Genomic DNA, 25,296 nt, shown 5'->3' on the forward strand with positions numbered 1-25,296 from the left:
TCAATTAAGTTTACTTTTTCCCACTTTACCCCCGGTATAACGTTTTTCCATCTATTTAAGTGAACTAATTCCACTTTACGTAACTGCAGTTCTACGCACTACACGTTTACCTTCTGCGCCCGTCGTCCCTCCAGCACAGCAGAACACACAGGTCCAAACACACTCAGCTCTAATCACTCATTCCTAGCTGAATAATAACAAAAAACAGGAGACTCCCTCACCGGACGGTATGGGAATCCCCTGTTATTATTATGAGCTGGTCTTCTGCACGTTTCTAGGTTCGGCTCGTAGAACTTCAACTTGCAGCGGCGGGCCAATCAATATCCGGTCCAGCTCAGCCGCTATCCACTACAGCTATAGCTCCACCGTAGCCGCTTGCAGCCCCCTTCTACAGCTCTTCACCATTACTGGCGATGACTTTTTTGTACCAGTGAAAAGAATCCTTCTTCGAACGGTTCAAGGTTCCGTTGCCTTCGTCATCCAGATCCACATAGATAAACCCGTAGCGCTTCGACATCTCCGAGGTGGACATGCTCACCAGATCAATAGGGCCCCAGCTGGTATAGCCGATCAGCTCAACGCCGTCCAGGATAGCTTCCTTCATCTGGGCGATGTGCTGGCGAAGGTAGTCAATCCTGTAAGTGTCATGAATGGATCCGTCTGCTTCCACCTTGTCATACGCACCCAGACCATTTTCTACAATAAACAAAGGTTTCTGGTAACGGTCGTACATCGTGTTCAGCATGATCCGCAGCCCGATGGGGTCAATCTGCCAGCCCCATTCAGAGGCCTTCAGATACGGGTTCTTCACACCTCCGAACAGATTGCCTTGCGCACGCTCGCCTTCCGGACTAGCCGATACGGTCAGCGTCATATAGTAGCTGAATGCCACATAATCCACTGTGTGAAGCTTCAGAATCTCATCGTCACCCGGTTCTTTCAGGAGAACCACATGATTCTCTGCGAAGTAACGCTCCATATATTTGGGGTACTCGCCACGGGCATGCACATCCGTAAAGTACAGATTCATCTGATTCTCATGCTGATTGAGACGCACATCCTCAGGGTTACAGGTATTGGCGTAACTCTCCATCCGTGCCAGCATGCAGCCCATTTGCGAGCCGGGAATGATCTCATGCACCAGCCTGGTTGCCAGTGCACTCGCCACAAATTGGTGATGAAGCGCCTGATAGATCGTCTGGAGCTTGTTCTCCGCCCGGTCAATCACAACCCCGCCTCCGGTAAAAGGGCTCAGAGTCATCATATTAATCTCATTGAAGGTAATCCAGTATTTCACCTTATCCTTGTAACGACGGAAGACAGTCTCCGCATATCGGGTAAAGCAGGTGATGACTTCGCGTGAAGCCCAGCCGTTGTATTTCTGCGTCAGTCCCAGCGGCGTCTCGTAATGGGCTAGTGTTACCAGAGGCTCGATGCCGTATTTATGCAGCTTATCAAATACATTGTCATAGAACTGCAAACCCGCTTCATTCGGCTCCGCATCATCGCCATTCGGGAAGATCCGCGCCCAGTTGATCGACAGGCGGAAGACCTTGAATCCCATTTCGGCAAAAAGAGCAATATCCTCTTTATACCGGTGATAGAAATCCACCCCTTCACGCTTCGGAAACCGTGCGGTGAACTCCCCGGACAGGATCTGATCGATCCGCTCGGATGTAATTTCAATAGCATGATCATTGCTGCGCTCGGCCTTGGGCACATAAGCGACCATATCCGCACTGGACAAGCCTTTGCCGTCTGCATTATATGCACCCTCGAGCTGGTTGGCGGCGGTTGCACCGCCCCATAAGAAGTTTCCCGGAAATCCTTTTTGGATTGCAGTCATCTGTTACGCTCCTTCTCCTCCAGTGTGGCTTGCTGCCACCTCTGGCTTCTAGTGTATTAGTGTTAGCAAAAGCTCGCCGTTTCTTGCTTCCGTACCCGTATTCTTCAGGACATCCAGATAACCGGCAGAGTTGGTTACAATCACAGGTGTTGCTGTCACGAATCCGGCTGCGCGGATCGCATCCACATCAAACTCCAGCAGCAGCTGGCCCTGTTCGACTTTGTCACCTTCCTGCACTTTTTTATGAAAATGCTTGCCCTTCAGCTTGACCGTGTTGACCCCAACATGAATTAACAGCTCAGCACCGCCTTCAGAAGTGATACCGATGGCATGACCCGTAGGGAATACGGTCGTTACAGTCCCATTCACAGGAGAAGTTAATACGCCGGAGGACGGCTCTATCACAATCCCTTTTCCCATTGCACCTGTGGCGAAGGCTTCATCAGGCAGACTTTCCAGCGGCAACAGAGTACCCGTAAGCGGACTGAAGATCATCTCTTTATCGATTTCTGTAATCTCCTGGTTCACGAACGGCCGGGAAGCATTCTCTGTAGCTGCTGCTTCAGGGTCGTCAAACCCAAGCACGAATACCAGAATAACGGCAAGTACAAAGGCCACCACAATCCCGATAGCCGCCCAGGCAAACCCGGTGCCGAAATACGTTGGCAGCGCTAACAGCCCCGGCAAGGAAAAGGCAATAGCTCTGGCACCACCCACAGCGATAATAGCTCCCCCTATTGCCCCTGAGATACAGGCGTAGATAAAAGGCTTTTTAAGCTTCAAGGTGACCCCGTAGATGGTTGGCTCGGTGATCCCGAACACAGCAGCCAATGTAGATGATCCGGATAACGCTTTTAGCTGCGTATTCTTGGACTTCAGGAACACACCGAATACAGCACCAGCTTGCGAGAGTACAGCAGCGGCCAGAATCGGCAGCATGGTATCGTAACCAAGAGTGGCAATATTGCTGAGCATAATCGGGACAAAGCCCCAGTGAACACCAAAGATAACGAACACCTGCCAGAACGCTCCGGCGATGGCCCCAGCGACAAGCGGACTAAGATTATACAGCCAGGTGTACCCGGAAGCCAGTCCTTCACTGATCAGTGAGCCTACAGGACCAAACGCCAGGAATGTCAAAGGAATGACAATCAGCAGCGCGAACATCGGAACCAGGATATTCCGGACCGATTCATGGATAATCGAACGGAACCATTTCTCTACAGAGGATTGTACCCATACCGCTAGAATGATCGGAATAACGCTGGAGGAATAATTGACCAGTACAATCGGTATTCCTATAAAGTTCAGCGATTCCGTGGAGCCGACAGCAGTAATGACCGACGGGTAGATTAGTGCTCCGGCAATAGCCACGGATACGAATTGATTGGCTTTGAACTTCCGTGCTGCTGTTACTGCGAGAAACACCGGAAGGAAGTAGAACACGCTGTCCGACGCCGCATTCAGAATCAGGTAGGTACCGCTTGTGGCGCTGATCCACTTCAGTGACAGAATTAACGCCAGCAACCCTTTGAGGACCCCTGCACCTGCAAGTGCCCCGAGTATAGGAGAAAAGATACTGGAGATAATATCTACCGCTTTACCGAGAACACCTGTACTTTCGGAGGAATCATCTTCTTTGCCGTTTTTCTCCGCATCCTGTAGTGAGGTTTCCTTCATGATCTGCTCAAAGACCTGGGCGACATTGTTGCCGATGACAACCTGGAACTGGCCGCTGTTCTCGACTACTGTAATGACACCGGGAGTTTTTTCGAGTGCTGCTTTATCCGCCTTACCATTGTCCTTCAACTTGAATCTTAAGCGTGTGGCGCAGTGGAAAACCGAATTCACATTGGATTCACCGCCAACAAGTGCGATGATCTGTTTGGACAAGTCCTTGTTGCTCATATGGTTTGCTCCTTTTAAATTAAGATGGATATATCTTGTGATCGTTGCAGTAGGGTTATGATGTGCCAGCAGTTATCTTTAATCCCTCTGCAAACAAGAAAAACCTGAACTCACAGCAAAAGGAAACGTCAAATTCACGCTTATTTTGCCATCAGTTCAGGTTTTGCCTGCTTTACCAGTAACACCCTGTCAGATGATCGTATTCAGTTGTCTGTTCCTTATACCCTTGGCGATACCGCTCCTATTTCAGGCTGTTACGCTCCGTGACACGCTGGATGTGAATCGTCAGATAGACATATTCGTCCTTGCTCAGGCTCTGGGAATACGCTTTTTCCAGATAATCATTGATTTTGCTTGCGCATTCAAAAGCTTTGACATACGTCTGCTTGACCTGATTGTACAAGAAATCCTCTCCACTGTTGCTGGTTTCCTTCTTCAGTACACGCATGGAAAAATACTGTAAATGCGTCAGGAACCGCGAATAATTGAGTGAGCTTTCATCAAGCACCACGTTATAATGATAGGTGACGATGTTGAGAATATTCTGGACAATCTCCGTCATTTTGATCGTGGACTTCATTTCATTTCCGTCCATTTTCGCATTCACCAGATGCAGTGCAATGAAGCCCGCTTCGTCCTCACCTAACGCAAACCCGGTAGCCTTCTCGATAAATTTCAGCGCGTCCATTCCGATGGAGAATTCCTTTTTATAGAACCGCTTGATTTCAAACAACATCGCATTTTTCAGGAATATCCCCTTCTCCATACGCTGCACAGCAAAGTGGATATGATCCGTCAAGGTCAGATATAGATTATCGCTGAGCTCGGTGCCCAGAATCCCGTTGGCATAGGTTACGATTTCACTCGCCAGCTCCAGATGAGCCACTGGAATATCATTCAGCAGTTCGGTTAGCCGGGCCGTGAATTCGTTTTCGTTAAGCAGGAAGATTTTATCGACCTTGGAGGGATCCACATAATCGCCTGCCACTTTATTGAAGGAAATACCTCTTCCCATCACAATAACTTCCTTGCCCTTCTGGTTTTTCGTCAGGAGAACGTTGTTGTTCAGCACCTTCTCTATAATCATCTGTAGTCACCTCCTGTCACATAGTTTGTACAAAAAAAGCCTAAGTTGATTCCAATATCATTAAATAAAATGATACTCGAATCAGCTTAGGCATTGCCCGCGTTACCGGTCACAATCCTGTATTACTGCTATTGTAGCATAAATAAAAGCGATTACAAGACTTTTGTTTTTAATTTTACGGAAAATTTATGTCCAAGGTCTCTCCCCCAGGTTTGGACCATTGGTCCCATGACGAAGCTGATAGCAGATACTAAATATGGCTTATGCTCACGAACTAGGCGGATGCTATGAACCCCGTTTGTTCGAGGGTGTTCAAGGATATGATTACAAACAAAACTTACTAGGAGGCAAAAATGCTTGACATTCATCAACGACTTGCAGAGCTGTATACCTTAAGCCGCAAGCGCCCGTTGACAGACGATGAAGAAACCGAGCAACGTCATTGTCTGCAGGCTAACGCCGCATATTGCTGGGAAATGGCACGGCTGAACAATGAAGCTAGACTTGCCGCAGATACAGATGATGCCGAGTGGCAGCAGGAGATCAGCGCGCAAATGTATGAAGTCAGGGTGACCGGCAGAGCAGGCAAACGGCGCAAATAAAGCAGCCCCTTCCACACTTGAACGTGCTGGAAAGGGCTGCTGCTGTTAGGGCCTACAGGAAACGAAACTGCGCTTCGATCAAACCGTTATAGATGCCATCACGCGCTGTAAGCTCGGCATGGGTGCCTTCTTCTTTGATCTCGCCGTGATCCAGAACGACAATTTTATCCGCATGCCGGATGGTGGACAGCCGGTGAGCGACGATGAAGGAAGTCCGGCCCTGAAGCAGAATCTTCAGCGCCTCCTGAATCTTGATCTCCGTCTCGGTGTCAATGCTTGCTGTCGCCTCATCCAGGATCAGAATCCGTGGATTGGCCAGCAGCGCACGGGCGAAGGACAACAGCTGGCGTTGTCCCATGGAGAGCGCACTGCCGCGTTCCTCGACCTCAGTCTCGTAGCCTCCGGGCAGCTTGCTGATGAAATCATGGGCGTCCACTGCCTTGGCCGCATCCTCGACCTCCTGGTCCGTAGCATCCAGCCGCCCGAAGCGGATATTATCCCGGATTGTCCCTGAGAAAATAAACGTATCCTGCAGCACGATCCCGATCTGCTCGCGCAGACTCTGCAGCGTCACGTCACGTGTATCCCTGCCGTCGATGGTGATGCGTCCGCTCTTGATATCATAGAATCGGCCGATCAAGTTGATGATGGTACTTTTCCCTGAGCCCGTATGACCGACAAGCGCAATCGACTGGCCGGCCTTCACATCGAGATCGATGCCTTTCAGCGCTGCCCGGCCCTTTTCATATTCAAACACTACCTTATTAAATTGAATGTCGCCCTGAATCTTCGGCAGCGATGTTGCCCCTGGTTGGTCTTGTACGGCAGGCTGCTCATCCAGATACTCAAAGATCCGTTCCGAGGAAGCCATCGCCACCAAGAGCTGGTTATACATCTGGCCCAGGCGGTTGATCGGGTCCCAGAAGTTGCTGACATAGGTACTGAATGCCACCAGAAAGCCCACTGTAAGATCACCGGTCTGGATCAGGTATGCCCCGAACCAGAAAAGTATCATCGTTCCGAAGCCGCCTGTAATTTCAATAATCGGTCCAAACGCCTGGTTCATCGCCGATGCCTTGTTCCAGGATTTCCGGCTATCCATATTCATGGCGTCGAAATAGTTCATGTTTTCCTGTTCCTGGGTATAGGCCTGGGTCACTCTGATCCCTTGAATCGACTCATTCAAATGGGAATTGATCCGCGAGTTCTTCATCCGCACATCCTGCCAGGCTATCCGGATCTTCTGTCGCAGCTTAGTGGAGACAAAGAACATAACCGGTACAGTGATCATCACCGCAAGCCCCAGCTTCCAGTTGATCAGCAGGAGAATCACCATGATTCCGATCAATTGCACACTGTCGATCATCAGATTGACGACCCCGTTGGTGAACAGATCCTGCAGGGAGTTGATATCATTGGTGACCCGAACCAGCACGGAGCCGGCTGGACGTTTATCAAAAAAGTTGAAGGACAGCTTTTGAATATGCCGGAACAGGTCTGAGCGTAAATCGTATATGACCCGCTGCCCGATTACATTCGTGTATTTAATCCGGTAGACCCCAGCGATCCATTGGATCAGATAAAGTACAATTACAGCAGCCGTCAAGGTGTACAGCAGAGTTAGACTGGGATTCCCCGACTTCGGAGCAATCGCCTTATCGATAGCCATACTCGTCAGGTAAGGGACCGTCAGCTTCGTAATAGTGCCGAGGATCATCATCACTGACACGAGCGGCAGCATTTGTCTGGCATAAGGCTTCATATAGCTGAACAGCCTGGTGAACTGCTTCCAGTCGAACGCCTTGTCAATGACGTCATCATCTTTGTACACGAACCGTTCGTCAAGCGTCTGCTCCTGGGCCGAACCTTGCTTCATTTTTACGGATTTCTCTTGGTTAGCTTCCAGCTTCATGCCGTATCACCTGCCCCTCTTCCATTGTCCCTGGCCAGATAATCAGCATACTGAATCCGGTAGACATCCTGGTAAGGACCAGGAACCTCTATCAGCTCATGGTGGGTACCCTGCTGAACCATATGGCCTTCATTCATGACAATAATCTGATCGGCATGCCGCAGCGAGGAAATCCGGTGGGCTATAATCAGGGTGGTCCGTCCGCGCATAACCTCCTGGAATCCGGCCTGGATCTCATGCTCGGTCTCCATATCAACGGCACTGGTGGCATCATCGAGGATCAGGATCCGCGGATTCTTCAGGAGTGCTCTGGCAATGGCAATGCGCTGCTTCTGGCCGCCTGAGAGTCCCATCCCCCGTTCGCCAACCACCGTATCATACCCGTCCGGCATTTCCATAATAAAATCATGAGCCTTCGCCAATTGTGCGGCACGGACGATCTCTTCCATGCTCACATTCTTCAGGCCGTACGAAATATTGTTGCGGATGGAGGAGGAGAACAGGAAAGTCTCCTGGAACACCGTGGCAATCTGTGACCGCAGGCTGCGCACATTGTATTCACGGATATCCACACCATCCAGGGTTATGCTGCCATTATTCACATCATATGCCCGCATCATCAGCTGGATAATGGTTGATTTCCCGGAGCCGGTACCGCCCAGGAATCCGATGACCGCCCCTGGCTTGGCGGCAAAATGAATGTCCTTGACTGCAGGCATTTTGTTGCCGTAGGCAAATGTCACGTGATCAAAGACGACTTCGCCCTTTACTTCAGCTGCCACAAGCTCACGGGCATTATCTTTATCCTTTACATCGATAGGCTGGTTAAGCACTTCAAGCACACGTTCTCCCGATGCTTTGGATTGCGTATAGTTGTTGATATGGAAGCCAAGACCCCAGACAGGGCCGATAATATACCAGATTAAGCTGAAAAAGGCTACAAGCTCACCAAGCGACATCCGTCCCTTAATGACCAGTGTTCCGCCAACCCCGAGCAATATCGCTACGCTGACCGAAGCCAACAGCTCCATCACCGGAAAAAACTTGCTCCACAGCTCCGCGGCAAAAATCTGATTATCCTTGTAGCGTTCATTACGATGTGAGAACTTCTCTACCTCGAAGGATTCTCTGGCGAAGGACTTGACCGTCCGCACACCGGTAACATTCTCCTGGACAGCCGTTGTAAGAGCACTGAGCGCAAGCCGCATCTCCTGAAAGGCCGGGTGAATCTTGGATTCGAATCTGAATGCAACAGCAGCCAGAAACGGCATAGTGATCAGTGTGACAAGGGTTAGCTGCCAATTGATCGTGAACATCATAATAGAGCCAAACAGCACCATAAAAAACACATTCAGCAGTTGGGCAAATCCGAAGCCGATGAACAGCCGGATGGCCTCAAGATCCCCGGTCAGCCGGGACATCAGGTCACCTGTCTTCGCCGTGTCATAATAGCGGAAAGACAGGAATTGCAGCTTCTCATAGCAGGCATTGCGCAGGCGGTAGGCCAGAAAGTTACCCAGCCGTCCTCCGAAAAAACCATGCGCAAACTGCAGACAAGCCTTAACAAAAACGACAGCCAATACGCTGAGAGCAAGAACGGGCACCTCAGTAAACTTCATGGGCACAATAACATCATCAATCAAACGTCTTAACAAGTTGGGGGTAATAAGCCCCACTGCAGTTGCGGCCGCCAAACAAACAATCGACAGAATCAGATAGTGCAGCTTCTCCCGATAAAAGCCCCGCAGTTGCCTGAGAACATCCATATCTCTCCTCCTTAAAGCTTTAGATTTTTAGCGCTTCCATTTTTAGTGACTTTATGCAGTTTATCACCCTTGATTTAATGCAGCAAAGGGGAGAAATCACCATTTTCTCGCTTTTTCCCGAAAGAATCAGTCTTCCTCTCCAGGAAAAGGACAGCTTCAGCTTTAAATGCTTCCATTTCCTCTTAAATCCTATTGGATTAAGATTATCCAAGATTCTACCTGTTTTCCTGCCAGTGAGTACAGACTTTTAGTGTATTTTATGTATATTAATTCTTTTCAAACAAATTGATGCAACCAAAAAGCTGCCTTCTCAAACAGATTCATCTGTTAAAGAAGGCAGCCTAAATCAAGAAGAAGACGAACTTTACAGTTCGCCTTCAACCCTTTACTTTTTGTTTTTGTTAACCGATAGAGCCTTCCATCTCGAACTTGATGAGACGGTTCATTTCTACCGCATACTCCATCGGCAGCTCTTTGGTGAATGGCTCGATGAAGCCCATGATGATCATCTGAGTCGCTTCGGCTTCAGTAAGGCCGCGGCTCATCAGGTAGAACAGCTGCTCCTCGGAGACCTTGGAGACCGTCGCTTCATGCTCAAGCACGATGTTATCGTTCATGATCTCATTGTAAGGAATCGTATCCGAAGTGGACAGGTTATCCAGAATGAGCGTATCACATTTGATGTTGGATTTCGCACCTTCCGCCTTACGGCCGAAGGAAGCAAGACCACGGTACGTTACTTTACCGCCGTGTTTGCTGATCGACTTGGAGACGATCGTCGAAGTCGTGTCCGGAGCCAAGTGAATCATTTTGGCACCTGCATCCTGATGCTGGTCCTTGCCCGCAACCGCGATGGACAATACAGAACCCTTGGCTCCGCGGCCTTTGAGTACTACTGCAGGATATTTCATGGTCAGCTTGGAACCGATGTTGCCATCGACCCATTCCATCGTAGCGTTCTCTTCCGCAACAGCACGTTTGGTAACCAGATTGTAGATGTTCGGTGCCCAGTTCTGAATGGTTGTGTAACGAACACGCGCGTTCTTCATGCACAGGATCTCAACCACCGCACTGTGAAGAGAGTTTGTGCTGTAGATTGGAGCCGTACAGCCCTCAACATAATGCACGAAGCTGTCTTCATCGGCCAGAATCAGTGTACGCTCGAACTGGCCCATATTCTCGGAGTTAATACGGAAGTAGGCCTGCAGAGGCACTTCGCATTTCACACCCTTAGGAACATAGATGAAGCTTCCGCCAGACCATACCGCACTATTCAGTGCAGCAAATTTATTATCCGCAGGCGGGATAATCGTACCGAAGAACTTTCTGAACAGTTCCGGGTGTTCACGCAGTGCTGTGTCGGTATCGGTGAAGATCACACCTTGATCCTCAAGGCTCTTCTGCATGCTATGATAGACAACCTCGGATTCGTACTGGGCGGAGACCCCGGCCAGGAACTTCTGTTCCGCTTCCGGAATACCCAGCTTGTCGAAGGTCTCTTTAATCTCGGAAGGAACTTCCTCCCAAGTCTTTCCTTGCTTCTCGGACGGTCTTACATAATACTGGATTTCGTCAAAATCCAACTCGTCGAGATTGCCGCCCCAATTAGGCATTGGCATTTTGTAGAATTGCTCCAGAGATTTCAGACGGAATTCCAGCATCCACTCCGGTTCATTCTTAATGGCGGAGATTTCTTTAACAATTTCGGCCGTAAGTCCCTTACCAGACTGGAATATCGACTTATGCTCGTCACGGAACCCGTATTGGTACTCTTCCATATCAGGCGCTTTCTTAGCCATGGTGTCAGCCTCCTTGTTTTTAGTGTTCTTGATGATGCTCTTCTTCCACGTCTATACCTTTGCGAAGTGCGTTCCATGCGAGTGTCGCACATTTGATCCGCGCCGGAAATTTATTAACACCGGAAAGGGCTTCGATATCTTCATAGTCTCCAAAATCCACTGCATCGCCCTTCATCAGGGAGGAGAAGCGGTCAGCGAGCTCAAGTGCATGCTGGATGGTCTGACCTTTGACCGCTTCCGTCATCATGGAAGCCGACGACATGCTGATCGAACAGCCTTCGCCGCTATAACGGGCATCCTTGACGACGCCGTCCTCCACCTTTAGCTGAAGCGTAATACGGTCGCCGCAGGTAGGGTTGTTCAGCTCGATCTTCAGGGCGTCATCTGCAAAAGAACCACGGTTCCGGGGGTTTTTATAATGATCCATAATTACGCGTCTATACAAGTCATCCAAGTTCATAGGCGAAATACTCCTTTGCCTTGATTAAAGCCTGCACCAACGCATCTACATCCTGTTCCGAATTGTACAGGTAGAAGCTGGCACGGGCGGTTGAGCTGACCTGCAACCAGCGCATGAGCGGCTGGCAGCAGTGATGCCCGGCACGGACAGCAACGCCTTCAGCATCCAGCACAGTAGCCACATCATGAGGATGAACATCCCCGAGATTGAAGGTAACCACGCCGACCTGACGGCTGCGCGGGCCATAAATGGTCAGTCCGTCCACCTCCGAGAGGCGCTCTTCTGCATAAGCAGCAAGCTCCATCTCATGGCGGTGAATTACATCCATCCCGATTTCCTGAAGGAAATCAATCGCTGCCCCGAGGCCAACGGCGCCAGCGATAATCGGTGTACCGCCTTCGAACTTCCATGGAAGCTCTTTCCATGTGGATTCATACAGGCCCACATCGTCGATCATTTCACCGCCGAACTCGACAGGCTCCATAGCTTCAAGCAAGGCCTTTTTGCCATACAAGGCGCCGATGCCTGTAGGTGCAAGCATTTTATGACCGGACAATGCGTAGAAATCGCAGTCCAGATCCTGAACATCCACCTTCATATGCGGTGTGCTCTGAGCCCCGTCCACAACAATTACAGCGCCGTGGCGGTGAGCGATGGCTGCCAGCTCTTTTACCGGATGGGTAACGCCCATTACATTCGAGACATAGGCGATGGCGACGATCTTGGTTCTATCCGTTATCGTCTCCTCGGCATCTGCAAGTGTAATGGTTCCATCCTTCTGCAGCGGAAGGAATTTCAAGGTTGCCCCTGTCTTCTTCGCAAGCTGCTGCCAAGGAATAAAGTTGCTGTGATGCTCCATCTGGGTGATGACAATTTCGTCGCCTTCCCCCACATGTGCAGGGCCGTAAGACGAAGCCACAATATTCAGGGCGGTTGTTGTACCGCGGGTAAAAATAATCTCCTTCGTGCTGCGGGCATGAATGAATTTGGCCAGCTTCTCGCGGGCTCCTTCATATGCGTCCGTAGCGCGGCTGCCCAGTGTATGGACACCGCGGTGCACGTTGGCGTTATCCCATTCATAATAAGACTTCACGGCCTCGATGACCTGGCGTGGCTTCTGTGAGGTTGCCGCGCTGTCCAGGTACACTAGAGGATGTCCATTGATCTTCTGGTTCAGTATGGGAAACTGCTCCCGGATGGCGCTGTTAATCATTGGCCTAACTTCCTTTCCACAAGAGATTGGAGCTGATTGCGCAGTCCCTCCAGTGGAATTTGCGACACTACAGGTGCAAGGAAGCCGTATATAATCAGTGTTTCTGCATCATGCCGTGAAATCCCCCGGGACATCAGGTAGTATACCTGCTCGTAATTGACCTGTCCTACGGAAGCGGCATGGCCTGCTGTAACATCGTCTTCATCAATAAGCAGAATCGGATTAGCGTCTCCACGCGCTTTTGGACTCAGCATCAGAACTTTCTCCGTCTGCTGGCCATCGGCCCGGGTTGCACCTTTCTCAATTTTCGTAATACCGTTAATAATCGAGGTTGCGGAATCGCGCATAACCGCACGGGTAATCATATCACTCGGCGTATTTTTGCCGAAATGCTGGGCCTGTGTAGTATAGCTGAGTTTCTGTGCGCCTGATCCCACTGCGATGACTTTGGCATCCGAGCTGGATCCGTTGCCTTTCAGCACAGACTTGGTGTCGCTGGCTGTATCGCCGTAGTTCATCTCGCCTACTATCCATTCAATCGTTCCATCATTCTCAACAATAGCGCGCCGGTAAGTCACGTCGGTCGTGTCCTCACCCAGCTGATGAACCGTAGCATAACGCACCTTGGCACCAGCGCCTACAAATACTTCCACCGCACCGTTGTGAAGTCCGGCTTCCGTTTTGTCCGATACATAGTTGTCAACATAGGTCAAAGAACTATTAGCTTCGGCAACAATCAGAATATGCGGAACAAAAGCAGCTTCAGCATCATCCGTGAGCAGAACCGCCTGCAGTGGGGTCTCAATAATGACGTTCTTAGGAACATAGAGGAATACCCCGCCGTTCCAAAGGGCCGCATGCAGCGCAGCAATGGAATGCTCGTCAGGCAGGACAGCCTTGTGCAGATAACGCTGCACCAGATCCCCATGCTCTTTGACTGCCGTTTGCAGATCGGTGAAAATAACGCCCTGAGCCGCTAGCTCCGGAGCAAGCCGGACATATACGGCGCTGGAGTTGCGCTGAATGATCAGGCTGCCTTCCTCCTGATCCTTGATCAGAGCCGCAACTGAAGCAGGGGCTTCACTAAGTGCAGTAATGGCTTGGCTTGCTTTATAGCTTCCATAAGTATTCACATTCCAGCGGTCAATCCGTGTCTTCTCCAATTTCGGCAGTGCCAGCCCTGCGGCCAGCGTAAGTGCGTTCAAACGGCTGTCCTTCAGCCAGCCCGGTTCGCCGCTGCTCTGCGACAATTCGCTGAGCAGCTGTGCATCCACCGGAAGAATGGTTTGCGTCGTCATAAGTGGTTTCCTCCTTCCTGGCGTCTCTTAAGCTTCTTGTCCTACAGTTTCATCTTCAATGCCAAGTTCTTCCTTTACCCATTCATAACCTTCGGCTTCCAGACGCTCAGCCAGTTCAGAGCCACCGGATTTTACGATCCGTCCCTGCATCATGACATGCACATAATCTGGCTTGATGTAATTCAAGAGGCGCTGATAGTGGGTAATCACAAGAAACCCGCGTTCCGGGCTGCGCATGGAGTTAACGCCTTCAGCGACAATTTTGAGCGCATCAATATCAAGGCCGGAGTCAATTTCGTCAAGAATGACGATCTTAGGATCCAGCATCATCATTTGGAGAATTTCGTTGCGTTTCTTTTCACCGCCGGAGAAACCTTCGTTCAAATAGCGGTGCAGAAACTCAGGGTTCATATCCAGTTCTTTCATTTTCGCTTCCATTTGACGGATAAAGCGGATCAAGGAAATCTCGCTTCCCTCTTCACGACGGGAGTTGATCGCGCTGCGCAGGAAGTCGGAGTTCGTTACGCCGCTGATTTCACTTGGATACTGCATCGCCAGGAATAGACCGGCACGCGCGCGTTCATCCACAGCCATTTCGAGCAGGTCTTCGCCTTCCAGAACAGCCGTACCCTCAGTAACCACGTACTTGGGATGACCCATCAGAGCTGAAGCCAGGGTACTTTTACCGGTACCGTTCGGTCCCATGATGGCGTGAATTTCGCCGCCCTTCATTTGAAGGTTAATTCCCTTCAGAATTTCTTTCCCTTCAATTGATGCTTTCAGTCCCTCAATGACAAAATCTGCTGCCATAATAATGTTTCCCCCCATTGTTCGATTTGCGAAATCAGAAAGCTGTATTGTAACAGGTTATCCCTGATGCCAGCAAAATTAGATTTTATATCATATTATAATTATTATAAAGTGTAACGGAGTGATTATCAATGATTCTCACTAATTTTATTACAAACCATGTTTTTTTACAAATATCTATTTTCACACAGCGCTCAGCATACAAGGTCTTAGATTTGAACAAAAATCAAAAAAGAAAGCCCCCGCACTGGAGGCTTTACTTCTATTGTAGATGCGATTGTTCGCAATGTATGATCAGCCCAGGAAAGAACGCAGCATCCACTGATTTTTCTCCAAATCGCTGCGGATTTTAATGAACAAATCGGCCGTTGGCTGATCGCTCACCTGCTCGGCCAGTTCAATACCTTCCGTAAGCTCTTCAGCCACGGTGGCGAAGTCTTCAATCAACGACTGAACCATGCCGCGTGTATCTTCTTTGCCTGTTGCTTCCTGAATAGTAGCCAGTTCAAGATATTCTTTCATGGTTGCTGCCGGGCTGCCTTTGATGCTCAGCAGACGTTCAGCCACCTCATCCATTTTGAGGGTAACATCATCATACAGCTCTTCGAACTTCACATGCAGGGAAAAGAATTGCTCACCTTTCACATACCAGTGATAATTATGAATTTTGACGTACAGTACGTTCAGGTTTGCAACCTCACGGTTGAGTACTTGTTCGAGTGAAGTAGTATTAACTTTTCCAGATGCTTTAGCCATTGTAATATCCCTTCCTTATCCATAATTTAGCCGGCTGCCTGTCCATGGTCCGGCATGCAGTTGTCTATACTGAATTTACCCTTCCTTACTGAAGACGAAACATGAAATATCCCTTCCGGTGCAAGACGCCAATGTCCAGACGTCTTCCTTGTTGATGGCTTATTCTGTAGGATGAGCCAAGCCTGTCCGGCTTATGCTATTCCAGAAATATCAACTTTGGACTGAAGCGTCGGAGGCAGCAAAAAGAGGCCCGGAGGCCTCCCCTAATGAAGTACCGGGCAGAGTGAGAGCAGCTTACAGCATAAGAAGCAAAGCCTCCGCCCCGGTCATTCCCGGTACAATTCCCAGCTTCTCTGCTTCTATGGTTACGGACTCCATAGGTGCTGACAGAAGTTGCGGCAATGTCCGCACACCAACGGCCCGGGCTGCTATAATCCTGCGGTCGCTAAGCGTTTCATTGAGCAGGCCAACATCGAGCGCTCCGCACATGATATACCCTTTATCCGTGCTGATCGACAGCAGCGTTGTCTTGGGAAGCTTCACTTCGACACCAATCATTACATGACCACCTACGACAACAGGCTCCATGGTAACCAACCAACATGACCTCCTTGTTCTTGATCCTCCATCACGTTGTATGTGTATGCTTTATTGGGGATCAGTGTGTGGACGAAGGACTAGATCTCCGTTTAATGAGGGTCAATAGTCCTGATTTCCCAATAAGGAGGTATATGCTTATTCATTAATTAATGGTATAGTTTATATACTTTTTAAATAGTATTTCCAATAGTGTCTACTGACAAAGCTGGGGGATTTATGGACAAGAAACTACAACACACGGACGGCAATTATTTATTCAATGTCGACATCCTGATCAACGCCCGTACTAACCCGCTTGCACTGCAATACTTGCTTGAGATGTTGAACAGCAATGAGAAGATCACGGATTTCAACATTAACTCAGGTCTTGAGCTCGGAAAAACAATTGATAATCTCCTCCGGTCCGCGAAGCTTGCACTGAAGCAGGAACCCGCTACGGCTGCTCAAGTACCTTTTAAATTGCCAGTGAAGCAACCGGGTAAACAGGTCGAAAAGCCTGAACCCAAGAATGTCCCCGCAGACACACCTGCGGCTACAACTGCGGCAACTCCTGCAGATGCGTACGGTAAAATCAGACTATACATTCAGAACAACCAACTGGTCCGGCTCCGCGCTAACCGGCATGGCAAACAGGTGTCTATGCCCTGCCGTATCCTGAATTTTGATGAAGCCGCCAATTCACTCAGCGTATATCATGTGGATGAGAAGCAAGTGTATACTTTCAAGCTCAATGAGATCGACGAATTTTCGTAAACCAACTACAGCTTCACCACCAGACAAACAAGCACCTGCCACGGAAGGAATTCTTCGGGGCAGGTGCTTGTTTGTATTTTTATAGTCTTCGTTCTGGATATCCATCAATCTTTCCGGGAAAAAGCTTCCCAGGCCAGGCAGAGCCACCCGGCAATAAAACATACCCCGCCAAGAGGAGTAATCGCTCCAAGCACCTTAATGCCGGTAATACTCAGCACATACAAGCTGCCGGAGAAGAAAATAATTCCCAGCGTCAGCAACCGTCCCGCTAAGCGCAGACGTGAACTCTCCCCCCATTGACCCGCAGCCAGCCCAATGAGAATCAGTCCAAGCGCATGAATCATGTGATAATGCACACCGGTCTCGTAGACCTTCAGGTTGTCTTCGCTGATCACAGTTTTAAGCAGATGCGCTCCGAACGCGCCTATGCCGACAGACAGCATGGCCAGCAAGGCTCCTAAGGCTATAAATCTTCGTTGCATGGATACACAGCTCCTTCTATTGAACTCCTCCTATCTTACCGTAATTAGACCGTTTATTTCCAGCGGCCGCAAGTTTGGAACTTTTTACAAACTAGGCTTGCTTTTGCCGCTATCTTATGGAAAAGTGGGTACTACCATCATTTATATCAAATAGGTTACAAGGAGTGCCACACATGGACAATTATTCTCCGCCACAAGAAGAACAAGCTCTCTATGAAGAAAACCCTCGGAATTCCAAACATTCCGGACCCGGTATTGCCTCATTCGTTATCGCCCTGATTACCCTTGCCGGCTATATTATCACCTTTGTCGTTGTAGGTGTAAACGCCTCCTCCGTTACAGGTGGAAGCGACTCTTTCATTACCAATTCTGCAGAGTCGATCTTTTACCTGGGAATGTCTGTACTCGTCCTGGCAGCAGTTAATGTGATCGGGGCAGTCATTGGTATTGTAGGACTCACCCTCCGCAAGCGCCGCAGGTTTTTTGCAGTCATCGGCACTATTATTAATGGAGTCATTCTGCTGCTGTTCATGCTGATGATTGCCACCGTTCTCGTTAATGCCGGATCAGCCTAAAGCTTCAACATTTCAGACACTTGCTCGTTCAAAAGAAGAGGCCGCCCCGATTTTTCGGAAGCGGCCCTTTTCCTTTTTTCCCAAGTGCTACCTGCAGCCCGGAACGGAATTACCGGTTGACCAGACTGTCCAGCGAAGCGTAGACATGCGGCCCAAATCCCTCTGAAGCTTCACGCTGCGGAATGTTCAGCTGGATGATATAACCCTGCCCGTCCATTTCCTTCACCACATACTCGCGGGTCACACCGGATCCCATAGCAGTAAGATAGAGCCGGATGCCGGTCATCCGCCGGTCACGTTCCTTTTGACCAAGTACAGTTACTTTGCCAGTGGAAGCCAGCTCCTTCTCACCCTCCAGTGTAAGAGCATCGAGATTGAAGTCGGAGGGCAGCTTGGTAATCTCGGCGTAATACCCAGGATCAACTTTCATTGCCAGCTTGCCAGTCTTCGCATCAAATGTGAAGATATCGAATACATAGAGTGAATATCCCTCTCCAGTCGCCAGTGTTGCCGTCTTTTCTTCCTTCATGCCCTCCAGCGTCAGCTTGAATGTCTTCGTCTTGGGGAGTTCACCTGTTGTAGGTGCTGCGCTTTCGCTCTCTGCAGACTTCTTTTCCAGCTTCGACAGCACCCGCTGTGAAATAGAGGAATCTCCTTCTACACTCCGCTTGGCATATTCGAAGACTACGGGATCATCCATATTCAAAGTCTCCAGAGACTTTTCCACCCCCGCGCCAAGCTCAAATGATGTTGCCCCTTCTTCTGTCTTGATCTCTACCGAATGATTGTCGATCTGTCCGACATAGATCCCTGTACCGTGAATCGTCTGTGCTTCCTCTGCAGGGGTTGAACTAGGTTCAGTTGCAGGAGATGAACTGGCTTCAGCCGTAGGGCTTGGTGACGGTGATGCCGTGCTCTGTGCTGGAGAGACAGAAGCAGTGGCCGATGGCTCTGTTGGAGCCTCAGCCGGGGTATTACCGCTGCATGCGGTTATAGCCAGCATGAATACAGCAGTTGCTGCCAGAACAGGTAGTTTACGTTGTGATTTCATGTTGACTGCCTCCTCTTTGGTGAAACGGTAATTGAATCGCCTGGCTAGGCTTACTCTTATTAACGAATAACCCTTCGCCCGGGTTGCATAAACTTTCCCTTCTGTTCAGTTCACATATCCCCCAGCCCCATGAATATACTTTAGTTACAACCTGCCCTTCGTTTACCGTTTGTGCCCGCACCGATTCATATTCCATGGGAGGTGGTCGTTCTGCCGCAATCATCCGGTCATTACGCGTTCGTTGTATCCAAAGAAGACTGGTCCCTTCACCGTAAAGGCCATCAGGATCAGGAACGTCATCAGCAGAAGGTCCGGGAAGCCATCAAGGATAATCTGCCCGACCTTGTGACCGAAGAAAATATTATTATGTCCGACGGCAAGCAAATCGTTAAAGTGCCTATCCGCAGTCTGGATGAGTACCGGATTATCTACAACTTCCGCAAGCAAAAGCATGTCGGCCAGGGCGACGGTGAAAGTCAGGTCGGAGATGTGCTCGGCCGCGATTCCCAGTCCGCTCAGCCGGGTAAAGGCGATAAGGCAGGCGATCAGCCCGGTCAGGATACGGTAGAAGCGGAGGTCGATCTGGAGGATCTGGAGGACATCTTGTTTGAGGATATGGAGCTGCCTCATCTTGCCCCCAAGTCACAAGAAGAGATCGAAGTCAAATCCATCGTCTTCAACGATATCCGCAAAAAAGGCATGATGTCCAACATTGACAAGAAGCGTACCCTGCTTGAGAACCTGCGCCGCAATGCCAGCCGGGGCAACCCCGGCATTCACAGCATCAGCCCCGACGATCTGCGCTACAAAACCTGGGACGATATCACGGTGCCTCATTCCAATGCGGTAATTATTGCGATGATGGATACCTCCGGGTCCATGGGCACCTTTGAAAAATACTGTGCCCGCAGCTTCTTCTTCTGGATGACCCGCTTCCTGCGCCGCCAGTATGAAAAGGTCGAAATTGTCTTTCTGGCCCATCATACGGAAGCCAAGGAAGTCAGCGAGCATGACTTCTTCACTCGCGGCGAAAGCGGGGGCACCATCTGCTCGTCAGCCTACCAGAAGGCGCTCGAGATTATCGACAGCCGCTATCCGCCGGCCAAATACAATATCTATCCGTTCCACTTCTCTGATGGCGATAACCTCACCTCGGATAATGAACGCTGCGTCAAGCTGATCGGAGAGCTGCTGAAGCGCAGCAATATGTTCGGCTATGGAGAGGTTAACCAATACAACCGAAGCAGTACCCTGATGTCCGCATACCGCCATCTGAAGCAGGAGCAGTTCATGCACTATGTGATCAAGGACAAAAAGGAAGTCTATCAGGCACTGAAGACCTTTTTCGGCAAAAGAGAACCTGTTTAAAATAACATTCCACCAGTCCTCCACATATGCTAAGAACCCCTGTCCCGTAAAGCCGGGATAGGGGTTCTTAGCATACAGCAAATATTCAGCCTTCTCACATCACAACTTCGGTGGTCCAGTATGAACTTGTGATTTATTTTTCAGTTCAATCTACTGAGTTTACCTTCTCTCTATCCTTACCCTTATCGGATTCACCGGCGTTTTTGTTCGCGGCATCACGGTCCTGCATCATTTCGTCCACGCTCTTTACCTTCAGCCGGGCAGCACCGGCATTATCAGTGAGGGTCGGGATCCGTTCACCCGAGGAGAGGCGCGCCTTCGCTTCGGCAATTGCTGCACCGTATTGCGGCAGCCAAGGTTCTCCGGCAACCAGCATCTCATCGACCATTTGCCAGATTTCCTTCGGATTGCAGACTGCTCCGACCAGCGGGTCCATCATGAAGGCTTGGCGCAGCAGCTTGTCATCGCCATGTACGGCAGCTTCAACGGCCAGACGCTGTACGGAAATGCTGACATTGCACACAGCGGCGAGACCGAGCGGCAGCTCTCCGACCAGCGGCATAGAGATACCATTATGATCGACATATCCCGGCGCTTCAATAATGGCATCATCCGGCAGATTAGCAATAATACCGTTATTGACGGTATTAAAATGGCCTCTGTATACTCTGCCTGTCTCCAATCCTTCAATTATATAGGAGCCATGCTCTTCGCCCCGCTGCTCAGAAGTGTATTCCAGCGCCGGGTCCTTCATCCAATTGGGAAAATCGGTTTCGAACCAGTTGCGTCCTTCTGTGCAGACCCGTAAATACCCCCCGGTTTCTCCGTTGATCCAGCAGCCCAGGTCAATCCAGTCCATAATTTCACCGCTGCGTTTGCGGTACCACGGAACATATTCGCTCAAATGTCCATTTGACTCGGTGCTGTAATACCCAAAGCGGCGCAGCATATCAATCCGCACCTTTTCCGTCCGGCTGAATTCCGGATGCTGTTCAAAAGCTTCAAGCAGCCCTGCGGTCAGATCCCTGCCATTATGCTTCGCGGAGATATACCAGGTCTGGTGATTAATCCCGGCACAAATAATATCCACCTCGGATTTCTCCAGCCCGTAGACCTCGGCAATCTGCTGATGCCCATGCTGCACTCCGTGACACAGTCCGATCGTCCGTACACCCCCGTATGTATTGCAGGCCCAGGTCAGCATTGCCATCGGGTTCGAGTAATTGAGCAGCAGCACATCCGGCGCAGCCACCTCCCGGATATCACGGCAAATCCCCAGCATTTCGGCAATCCCCCGCTGCCCGTACATAATTCCGCCTGCACATAAGGTATCCCCCACGCACTGGTCTACGCCATACTTTAGCGGAATGTCCACATCGGTTGCAAACGCCTCAAGCCCTCCCATACGAATAGTACAAAATACGTACTTCGCATCCTTTAGCGCTTCTCTGCGTTCCGTCGTGGATGTGATCTCAATCTGAAGGCCATTCTCCCGGATATCCCGCTGGCACAGCTCAGTGACCATCTCCAGATTATGAGGATTAATATCCATAAAAGAGACTTCGATCTCCTTGAATTCCGGTACCGTCAACAGGTCACGCAGCAAGCCGCGGGTGAAGCCGATACTGCCCGCCCCTATAAAAGCTACTTTAAAAGACATTGCTATCATCCTCCCAATGAATGAATGGTTCCTGTCCATTGTAGCAAGGTGGCCGCGGGAAGCGTTACCAATATCATGACTATTTTGCCGGTAACCTGTCAACAATCCTCACCTGTCTGTAGTCGTAGGCTGATGATCACTCCATGAGAAGCGTTCTATCGAATTACGATATTCCACTGGAGTACAGCGCGTGTACTTCTTGAACAGGAGGTGAAAATACTGCCTGCTGCTGATCCCCACATAGTCAGCGATTTCCGCAACAGGGATTTCACTCTGTCCCAGCAGCATCTTTGCCTTCTCCATACGCAGCATATTCAGGTAGTCCGTCAGTGTCCGGCCCGTATGCACCCGGAAGATGCGGTGCAAATAGCCGGGGTGAACGCTGACTTCGGCAGCTACCTCTTTGACCTGAATACTGCGGTCATAATTCTGATGCAGAAATTCAATCGCGCGCCGCACATAGAGCTGCGAGGGTTGCTGGGTGGCCTGCAGCTGTTCCAGGCGAAGTCTGGATAAGCGCAGCAGCAGCTCGGCAAACAGCAGCCCGATCATTATGCCCCCTTGCCCGGCCCTTCGTGCTTCACCGTCGCCGCCATGCCGGTCCAGCTCCAGTACAAGCGATTTAAGCACATGAAATACCTCTTCAGGGTCCGGCAGCACCAGACTGCGGAATGGCATACGCAGCAGTCCGGCTAGGTCCTCTTCCTCCCCGGCCAGTCTGGCAATGGAAGGGGTCGCTCCCGTAGAAGCTGTGAAGCCAAATTCAACATTCAGCATCCGGCAGGACGTACCCTCCTCGACAATCAGACGGTGCGGCACATTAGCATCGAGCATTATCAGCTCTCCCCGCTTCAGGCGGAAGCGTTCCTCCGTATCCGCATCCTGCCGCACATCGACTATACAGCTTCCCGAGATCAGGTACATGATCTCCGTCGAATGATGCTGATGGTACGCCATCGTATATGAATTCCACTGCTTATAATAGTAGGCAAAAAAATGCGGACCATATTCCCCTTCCAGCAAATCCTGCTGAAACAGGCTTCCATTTAATTCTGGCATGCAAGTCTCCTCCTTTCGGTCTGCAGAGTGCTCATCCCTTCCTATAAGACCTCCCAATTCCTTCTATATAGGACAAGTGTATCCCTTGAACCCTGCCAGGACAAGAACCGGATAGGTACAACAGGAAACAGACTATGCCAAAAAACCCCCGCGCCGCCGATGACTCGACGCAGGGGCCATTTTTTTTCAATCAAGCTCATCCATGAAATGAAACCAGCGACAGCTTCAGCTCCTCTGCCAGCGTCTCCAGCTTGCCGGACAGAGCGACCAGCTCCTCGCTCACGATGAACTGCTGCGAAGACATGGAGGCCACTTCCTCAGTGGAGGCACTGGTCTGCTGAACTACCGCCCGGACACTAGCCATGGACTCACCCAGCAGGTGCTGGCATTCGGTCAGTGCCGTGACCGACGCCGACGACTCATTCAAATAGCCGATGAACTGCTCCATCTCTGCCCGGACATCTTCAAAGATAATAGAAGATTCCCGTACGGAAGAAATCTGTTCACGAAATAGCGGAGCAGTCTCGCCCACAACCTGAACCGTATTTTCAATATGACTGCTGATTTCCTCTGTAATCCTTGACACGGAGGCAATCGATTGGTTGGACTGATTGGCCAGCCCGCGGATTTCGTCGGCAATCACAATGAATCCTCTTCCGGCTGCTCCGGCTCTAACAGCCTCTATGGAAGCATTGAGCGCCAGAATATTCGTCTGCTTGTTCACAGCAACCATTGGGGTCAGGATGCTGCGGATCAGATGTGTGCTTTCTCTCAGTCTGATGGAATTTTCCTGAATCAAATCCATCATCCGCACAGTGGATTCGCTCTGGGAAACCAGTGTCTTCATCAGCTCCGCTCCCTGGTCACTGACTGTGATGACCTTCTCTGCCGAAATATCCATGGCCTGATTGATCTCCTTCACTTCCTTGATCTGGAGATTCATCATTTCCACGTTGTGGTTGCTGCTCTCTGCTTCAAGCGCCAGGCTGGCTGCGCCGCGGGCAATTTCTCCCGTAGCGGCTGCCACTTCTCTCGCATGGGTGGAGGTCGTACTGGACGCGTTCACCAACTGCTCCGAGGTAGCCAGAACCTGAGCCGCCGAGCTGCCGCTCTGGCCTGCTAATAATGAGATCTGCTCCATCATCTTGTTGAAGCTGTGGCCCAGCCGGCCAATCTCATCCTGGCCTTTGAAGCTCGTGCGCACCTGAAGATTGCCCTGCTCGCCTTCCTCCATTAGCCGGGCTAGCTTGCCCAGCGGACGGCCAATCTGGCGGACCAGAAGGTAGCCGATCAGCAGAGCAATCACAATCGCAGCGAGGACAACCAACAGTGTAATGTAGAGCAGCTTGTCCGCAGATTTGGTAAAATCACTGACCGGAGCATATCCCATCAGCGTCCACTTGGCCGTATCCAGCGGCTGATAGACCACAAGCTGAGGAGCACCCTGCTCATTTTCTCTTGTGAACGAATGAAGCTCCACCTGTGGTGACTCTGTTTCAGGGTGTATGTATGAGGATTCGCCGAGCAGCTTGTTGTCCGATCCGTACACAATATTTCCTGACGGGTCCAGAATACGGATCTCACCGGCACGCCCGATATGCAGATTAGAGAGGATATCTGTAAGCGCCTGGCCCTTGATCTCAATCAACATGTAGTACTCCGCTTCGGGATGCTTGATATTCCGCAATAGCCTGCCCATCGTCAGCGAAGACTCGGCATACACATCGAAGAAGCCTTTGGCCCTTACCGGGAACCAGACGGGATCGCCCTTGGCTTCATCAATCTGTTTCACTCTTGCCAGAATGCCTTCGTCGCTGCGGACGGCGCTGATGCCTGTCGACTTGTAAGATTCGGCATCCACCAGGTTTCTTGAGATAAGCCGGATGCCCAGCATCCGTTCATCCGAGCCCTTCACCGACTCTAGTTTACGGCGGATCCGGTCCTCAGCCGTCACTTTGGCGACAGTTCCGGCTCCCGGACGGTTCACCGTCTCCATATCTGCTTTTAAAATGGAATCCACGGCAAACTGCCGCGAGAGTGCTTCATACTCGGCAAATAAAAAGTCCAGCTTGTCTGCAGCCTGCACGATGGACTGTGAGGAGGCGACAGCAACCTGATCTGTGATAATGCCCTTGGCGGCATAATAAGAGGTCAAGCCCAGGACTGAGGACAGCAGCACAATCGTACAGAACAAAATGACGAACAACTTGATGCCTACCGATCTAAATCGTAAGTTACGCGGCCGTTTCATTACACACTCTCTCCCAACAGGACAAAATAAAGGTACAGCC

The 25,296-nt window shown here is 50.4% G+C and carries 21 protein-coding genes; 4 read left to right on the plus strand and 17 right to left on the minus strand.

Annotated features, from left to right (window positions below):
• Positions 1 to 388: 388 nt before the first annotated feature.
• From ACTJKB_RS05790 to licT, 3 genes are all read right to left on the minus strand, one after another.
• The gene (locus tag ACTJKB_RS05790; protein ID WP_440832392.1) at positions 389 to 1,846 is read right to left on the minus strand and encodes a glycoside hydrolase family 1 protein; all 1,458 of its coding nucleotides are present in this window, start codon (positions 1,844 to 1,846) and stop codon (positions 389 to 391) included.
• Positions 1,847 to 1,894: 48 nt separating this feature from the next.
• A complete protein-coding gene (locus ACTJKB_RS05795) occupies positions 1,895 to 3,754 on the minus strand; it encodes a beta-glucoside-specific PTS transporter subunit IIABC (protein ID WP_440832394.1) in 1,860 nt (619 codons plus the stop codon).
• Positions 3,755 to 3,995: 241 nt separating this feature from the next.
• Positions 3,996 to 4,841, minus strand: coding sequence for a BglG family transcription antiterminator LicT (gene licT, locus ACTJKB_RS05800; protein WP_440832396.1), 846 nt, complete (start codon positions 4,839 to 4,841; stop codon positions 3,996 to 3,998).
• Between the two features lie 353 nt (positions 4,842 to 5,194).
• Here licT and ACTJKB_RS05805 point away from each other — a divergent pair, with 353 nt between their 5' ends.
• On the plus strand, positions 5,195 to 5,443 hold the full coding sequence (locus ACTJKB_RS05805) for a DUF7667 family protein (protein WP_440832398.1): 249 nt from the start codon (positions 5,195 to 5,197) through the stop codon (positions 5,441 to 5,443).
• A gap of 52 nt (positions 5,444 to 5,495) precedes the next feature.
• Here ACTJKB_RS05805 and ACTJKB_RS05810 read toward each other — a convergent pair whose 3' ends face one another.
• The 9 genes from ACTJKB_RS05810 to ACTJKB_RS05850 all read right to left on the minus strand — a co-directional run bounded on the left by ACTJKB_RS05810 (position 5,496) and on the right by ACTJKB_RS05850 (position 16,054).
• Positions 5,496 to 7,319 carry an ABC transporter ATP-binding protein gene (locus tag ACTJKB_RS05810; protein WP_440832746.1) on the minus strand — a complete coding sequence of 608 codons (1,824 nt, stop codon included), beginning with the start codon at positions 7,317 to 7,319 and terminating at the stop codon, positions 5,496 to 5,498.
• Between the two features lie 32 nt (positions 7,320 to 7,351).
• The gene (locus ACTJKB_RS05815) at positions 7,352 to 9,121 is read right to left on the minus strand and encodes an ABC transporter ATP-binding protein (protein WP_440832400.1); all 1,770 of its coding nucleotides are present in this window, start codon (positions 9,119 to 9,121) and stop codon (positions 7,352 to 7,354) included.
• A gap of 401 nt (positions 9,122 to 9,522) precedes the next feature.
• Positions 9,523 to 10,920, minus strand: coding sequence for a Fe-S cluster assembly protein SufB (sufB, locus tag ACTJKB_RS05820; RefSeq protein WP_074109745.1), 1,398 nt, complete (start codon positions 10,918 to 10,920; stop codon positions 9,523 to 9,525).
• A 19-nt stretch (positions 10,921 to 10,939) separates the two neighbouring features.
• Entirely contained in the window at positions 10,940 to 11,380 is a 441-nt protein-coding gene (gene sufU / locus ACTJKB_RS05825; protein WP_440832401.1) for a Fe-S cluster assembly sulfur transfer protein SufU, read from the minus strand.
• Entirely contained in the window at positions 11,367 to 12,593 is a 1,227-nt protein-coding gene (locus tag ACTJKB_RS05830; RefSeq protein WP_440832402.1) for a cysteine desulfurase, read from the minus strand. The genes sufU and ACTJKB_RS05830 overlap by 14 nt, the downstream gene beginning before the upstream one ends.
• Complete coding sequence (sufD, locus tag ACTJKB_RS05835) at positions 12,590 to 13,891, minus strand: Fe-S cluster assembly protein SufD (RefSeq protein ID WP_440832404.1); 1,302 nt, start codon at positions 13,889 to 13,891, stop codon at positions 12,590 to 12,592. The genes ACTJKB_RS05830 and sufD overlap by 4 nt, the downstream gene beginning before the upstream one ends.
• 27 nt (positions 13,892 to 13,918) lie before the next feature.
• Positions 13,919 to 14,701: a Fe-S cluster assembly ATPase SufC gene (gene sufC / locus ACTJKB_RS05840; protein WP_074083897.1), complete on the minus strand. Its 783-nt coding sequence runs from the start codon at positions 14,699 to 14,701 to the stop codon at positions 13,919 to 13,921.
• A 294-nt stretch (positions 14,702 to 14,995) separates the two neighbouring features.
• Entirely contained in the window at positions 14,996 to 15,457 is a 462-nt protein-coding gene (locus ACTJKB_RS05845) for a Dps family protein (protein ID WP_074109741.1), read from the minus strand.
• 294 nt (positions 15,458 to 15,751) lie between these two features.
• Positions 15,752 to 16,054: a YunC family protein gene (locus ACTJKB_RS05850; protein ID WP_074102771.1), complete on the minus strand. Its 303-nt coding sequence runs from the start codon at positions 16,052 to 16,054 to the stop codon at positions 15,752 to 15,754.
• Between the two features lie 219 nt (positions 16,055 to 16,273).
• Here ACTJKB_RS05850 and ACTJKB_RS05855 point away from each other — a divergent pair, with 219 nt between their 5' ends.
• Positions 16,274 to 16,810: a hypothetical protein gene (locus ACTJKB_RS05855; RefSeq protein ID WP_440832407.1), complete on the plus strand. Its 537-nt coding sequence runs from the start codon at positions 16,274 to 16,276 to the stop codon at positions 16,808 to 16,810.
• A 104-nt stretch (positions 16,811 to 16,914) separates the two neighbouring features.
• Here ACTJKB_RS05855 and ACTJKB_RS05860 read toward each other — a convergent pair whose 3' ends face one another.
• Complete coding sequence (locus ACTJKB_RS05860) at positions 16,915 to 17,292, minus strand: DUF423 domain-containing protein (RefSeq protein WP_440832408.1); 378 nt, start codon at positions 17,290 to 17,292, stop codon at positions 16,915 to 16,917.
• Between the two features lie 173 nt (positions 17,293 to 17,465).
• On the opposite strand from ACTJKB_RS05860, the gene ACTJKB_RS05865 reads away from it, so the two are divergent.
• Entirely contained in the window at positions 17,466 to 17,867 is a 402-nt protein-coding gene (locus tag ACTJKB_RS05865; RefSeq protein WP_440832410.1) for a hypothetical protein, read from the plus strand.
• Between the two features lie 109 nt (positions 17,868 to 17,976).
• Here the strand turns inward: ACTJKB_RS05865 and ACTJKB_RS05870 are convergent, their stop codons facing one another.
• Positions 17,977 to 18,918, minus strand: a complete 942-nt coding sequence (locus tag ACTJKB_RS05870; protein ID WP_440832412.1) for a hypothetical protein — start codon at positions 18,916 to 18,918, stop codon at positions 17,977 to 17,979.
• A 210-nt stretch (positions 18,919 to 19,128) separates the two neighbouring features.
• Between ACTJKB_RS05870 and yhbH the strand changes: the two genes are divergently transcribed.
• Positions 19,129 to 20,286 carry a sporulation protein YhbH gene (gene yhbH / locus ACTJKB_RS05875; RefSeq protein ID WP_440832747.1) on the plus strand — a complete coding sequence of 386 codons (1,158 nt, stop codon included), beginning with the start codon at positions 19,129 to 19,131 and terminating at the stop codon, positions 20,284 to 20,286.
• Between the two features lie 145 nt (positions 20,287 to 20,431).
• On the opposite strand, the gene ACTJKB_RS05880 is transcribed toward yhbH, so the two are convergent.
• The 3 genes from ACTJKB_RS05880 to ACTJKB_RS05890 all read right to left on the minus strand — a co-directional run bounded on the left by ACTJKB_RS05880 (position 20,432) and on the right by ACTJKB_RS05890 (position 25,256).
• Complete coding sequence (locus ACTJKB_RS05880) at positions 20,432 to 21,946, minus strand: alpha-glucosidase/alpha-galactosidase (RefSeq protein ID WP_440832413.1); 1,515 nt, start codon at positions 21,944 to 21,946, stop codon at positions 20,432 to 20,434.
• A 108-nt stretch (positions 21,947 to 22,054) separates the two neighbouring features.
• Positions 22,055 to 23,005, minus strand: coding sequence for an AraC family transcriptional regulator (locus ACTJKB_RS05885; protein WP_440832415.1), 951 nt, complete (start codon positions 23,003 to 23,005; stop codon positions 22,055 to 22,057).
• Positions 23,006 to 23,201: 196 nt separating this feature from the next.
• Complete coding sequence (locus ACTJKB_RS05890) at positions 23,202 to 25,256, minus strand: methyl-accepting chemotaxis protein (protein ID WP_440832416.1); 2,055 nt, start codon at positions 25,254 to 25,256, stop codon at positions 23,202 to 23,204.
• Positions 25,257 to 25,296 lie beyond the last annotated feature (40 nt).

It is taken from the genome of Paenibacillus sp. 22594, assembly GCF_052044425.1.
Classification (GTDB): Bacteria; Bacillota; Bacilli; order Paenibacillales; family Paenibacillaceae; genus Paenibacillus_AQ.

Bases quoted from the DNA above. Each gene is read 5' to 3' on its own strand.
- ACTJKB_RS05880 (WP_440832413.1), bottom strand. From the start codon at position 21,946: ATGTCTTTTAAAGTAGCTTTTATAGGGGCGGGCAGTATCGGCTTCACC.
- ACTJKB_RS05865 (WP_440832410.1), top strand. From the start codon at position 17,466: ATGGACAATTATTCTCCGCCACAAGAAGAACAAGCTCTCTATGAAGAA.
- ACTJKB_RS05795 (WP_440832394.1), bottom strand. From the start codon at position 3,754: ATGAGCAACAAGGACTTGTCCAAACAGATCATCGCACTTGTTGGCGGT.
- licT (WP_440832396.1), bottom strand. From the start codon at position 4,841: ATGATTATAGAGAAGGTGCTGAACAACAACGTTCTCCTGACGAAAAAC.
- ACTJKB_RS05815 (WP_440832400.1), bottom strand. From the start codon at position 9,121: ATGGATGTTCTCAGGCAACTGCGGGGCTTTTATCGGGAGAAGCTGCAC.
- sufD (WP_440832404.1), bottom strand. From the start codon at position 13,891: ATGACGACGCAAACCATTCTTCCGGTGGATGCACAGCTGCTCAGCGAA.
- ACTJKB_RS05810 (WP_440832746.1), bottom strand. From the start codon at position 7,319: ATGAAGCAAGGTTCGGCCCAGGAGCAGACGCTTGACGAACGGTTCGTG.
- sufC (WP_074083897.1), bottom strand. From the start codon at position 14,701: ATGGCAGCAGATTTTGTCATTGAGGGACTGAAAGCATCAATTGAAGGG.
- sufB (WP_074109745.1), bottom strand. From the start codon at position 10,920: ATGGCTAAGAAAGCGCCTGATATGGAAGAGTACCAATACGGGTTCCGT.
- ACTJKB_RS05870 (WP_440832412.1), bottom strand. From the start codon at position 18,918: ATGAAATCACAACGTAAACTACCTGTTCTGGCAGCAACTGCTGTATTC.
- ACTJKB_RS05885 (WP_440832415.1), bottom strand. From the start codon at position 23,005: ATGCCAGAATTAAATGGAAGCCTGTTTCAGCAGGATTTGCTGGAAGGG.
- ACTJKB_RS05890 (WP_440832416.1), bottom strand. From the start codon at position 25,256: ATGAAACGGCCGCGTAACTTACGATTTAGATCGGTAGGCATCAAGTTG.
- ACTJKB_RS05805 (WP_440832398.1), top strand. From the start codon at position 5,195: ATGCTTGACATTCATCAACGACTTGCAGAGCTGTATACCTTAAGCCGC.
- ACTJKB_RS05790 (WP_440832392.1), bottom strand. From the start codon at position 1,846: ATGACTGCAATCCAAAAAGGATTTCCGGGAAACTTCTTATGGGGCGGT.
- sufU (WP_440832401.1), bottom strand. From the start codon at position 11,380: ATGAACTTGGATGACTTGTATAGACGCGTAATTATGGATCATTATAAA.
- ACTJKB_RS05860 (WP_440832408.1), bottom strand. From the start codon at position 17,292: ATGCAACGAAGATTTATAGCCTTAGGAGCCTTGCTGGCCATGCTGTCT.
- ACTJKB_RS05845 (WP_074109741.1), bottom strand. From the start codon at position 15,457: ATGGCTAAAGCATCTGGAAAAGTTAATACTACTTCACTCGAACAAGTA.
- ACTJKB_RS05855 (WP_440832407.1), top strand. From the start codon at position 16,274: ATGGACAAGAAACTACAACACACGGACGGCAATTATTTATTCAATGTC.
- ACTJKB_RS05830 (WP_440832402.1), bottom strand. From the start codon at position 12,593: ATGATTAACAGCGCCATCCGGGAGCAGTTTCCCATACTGAACCAGAAG.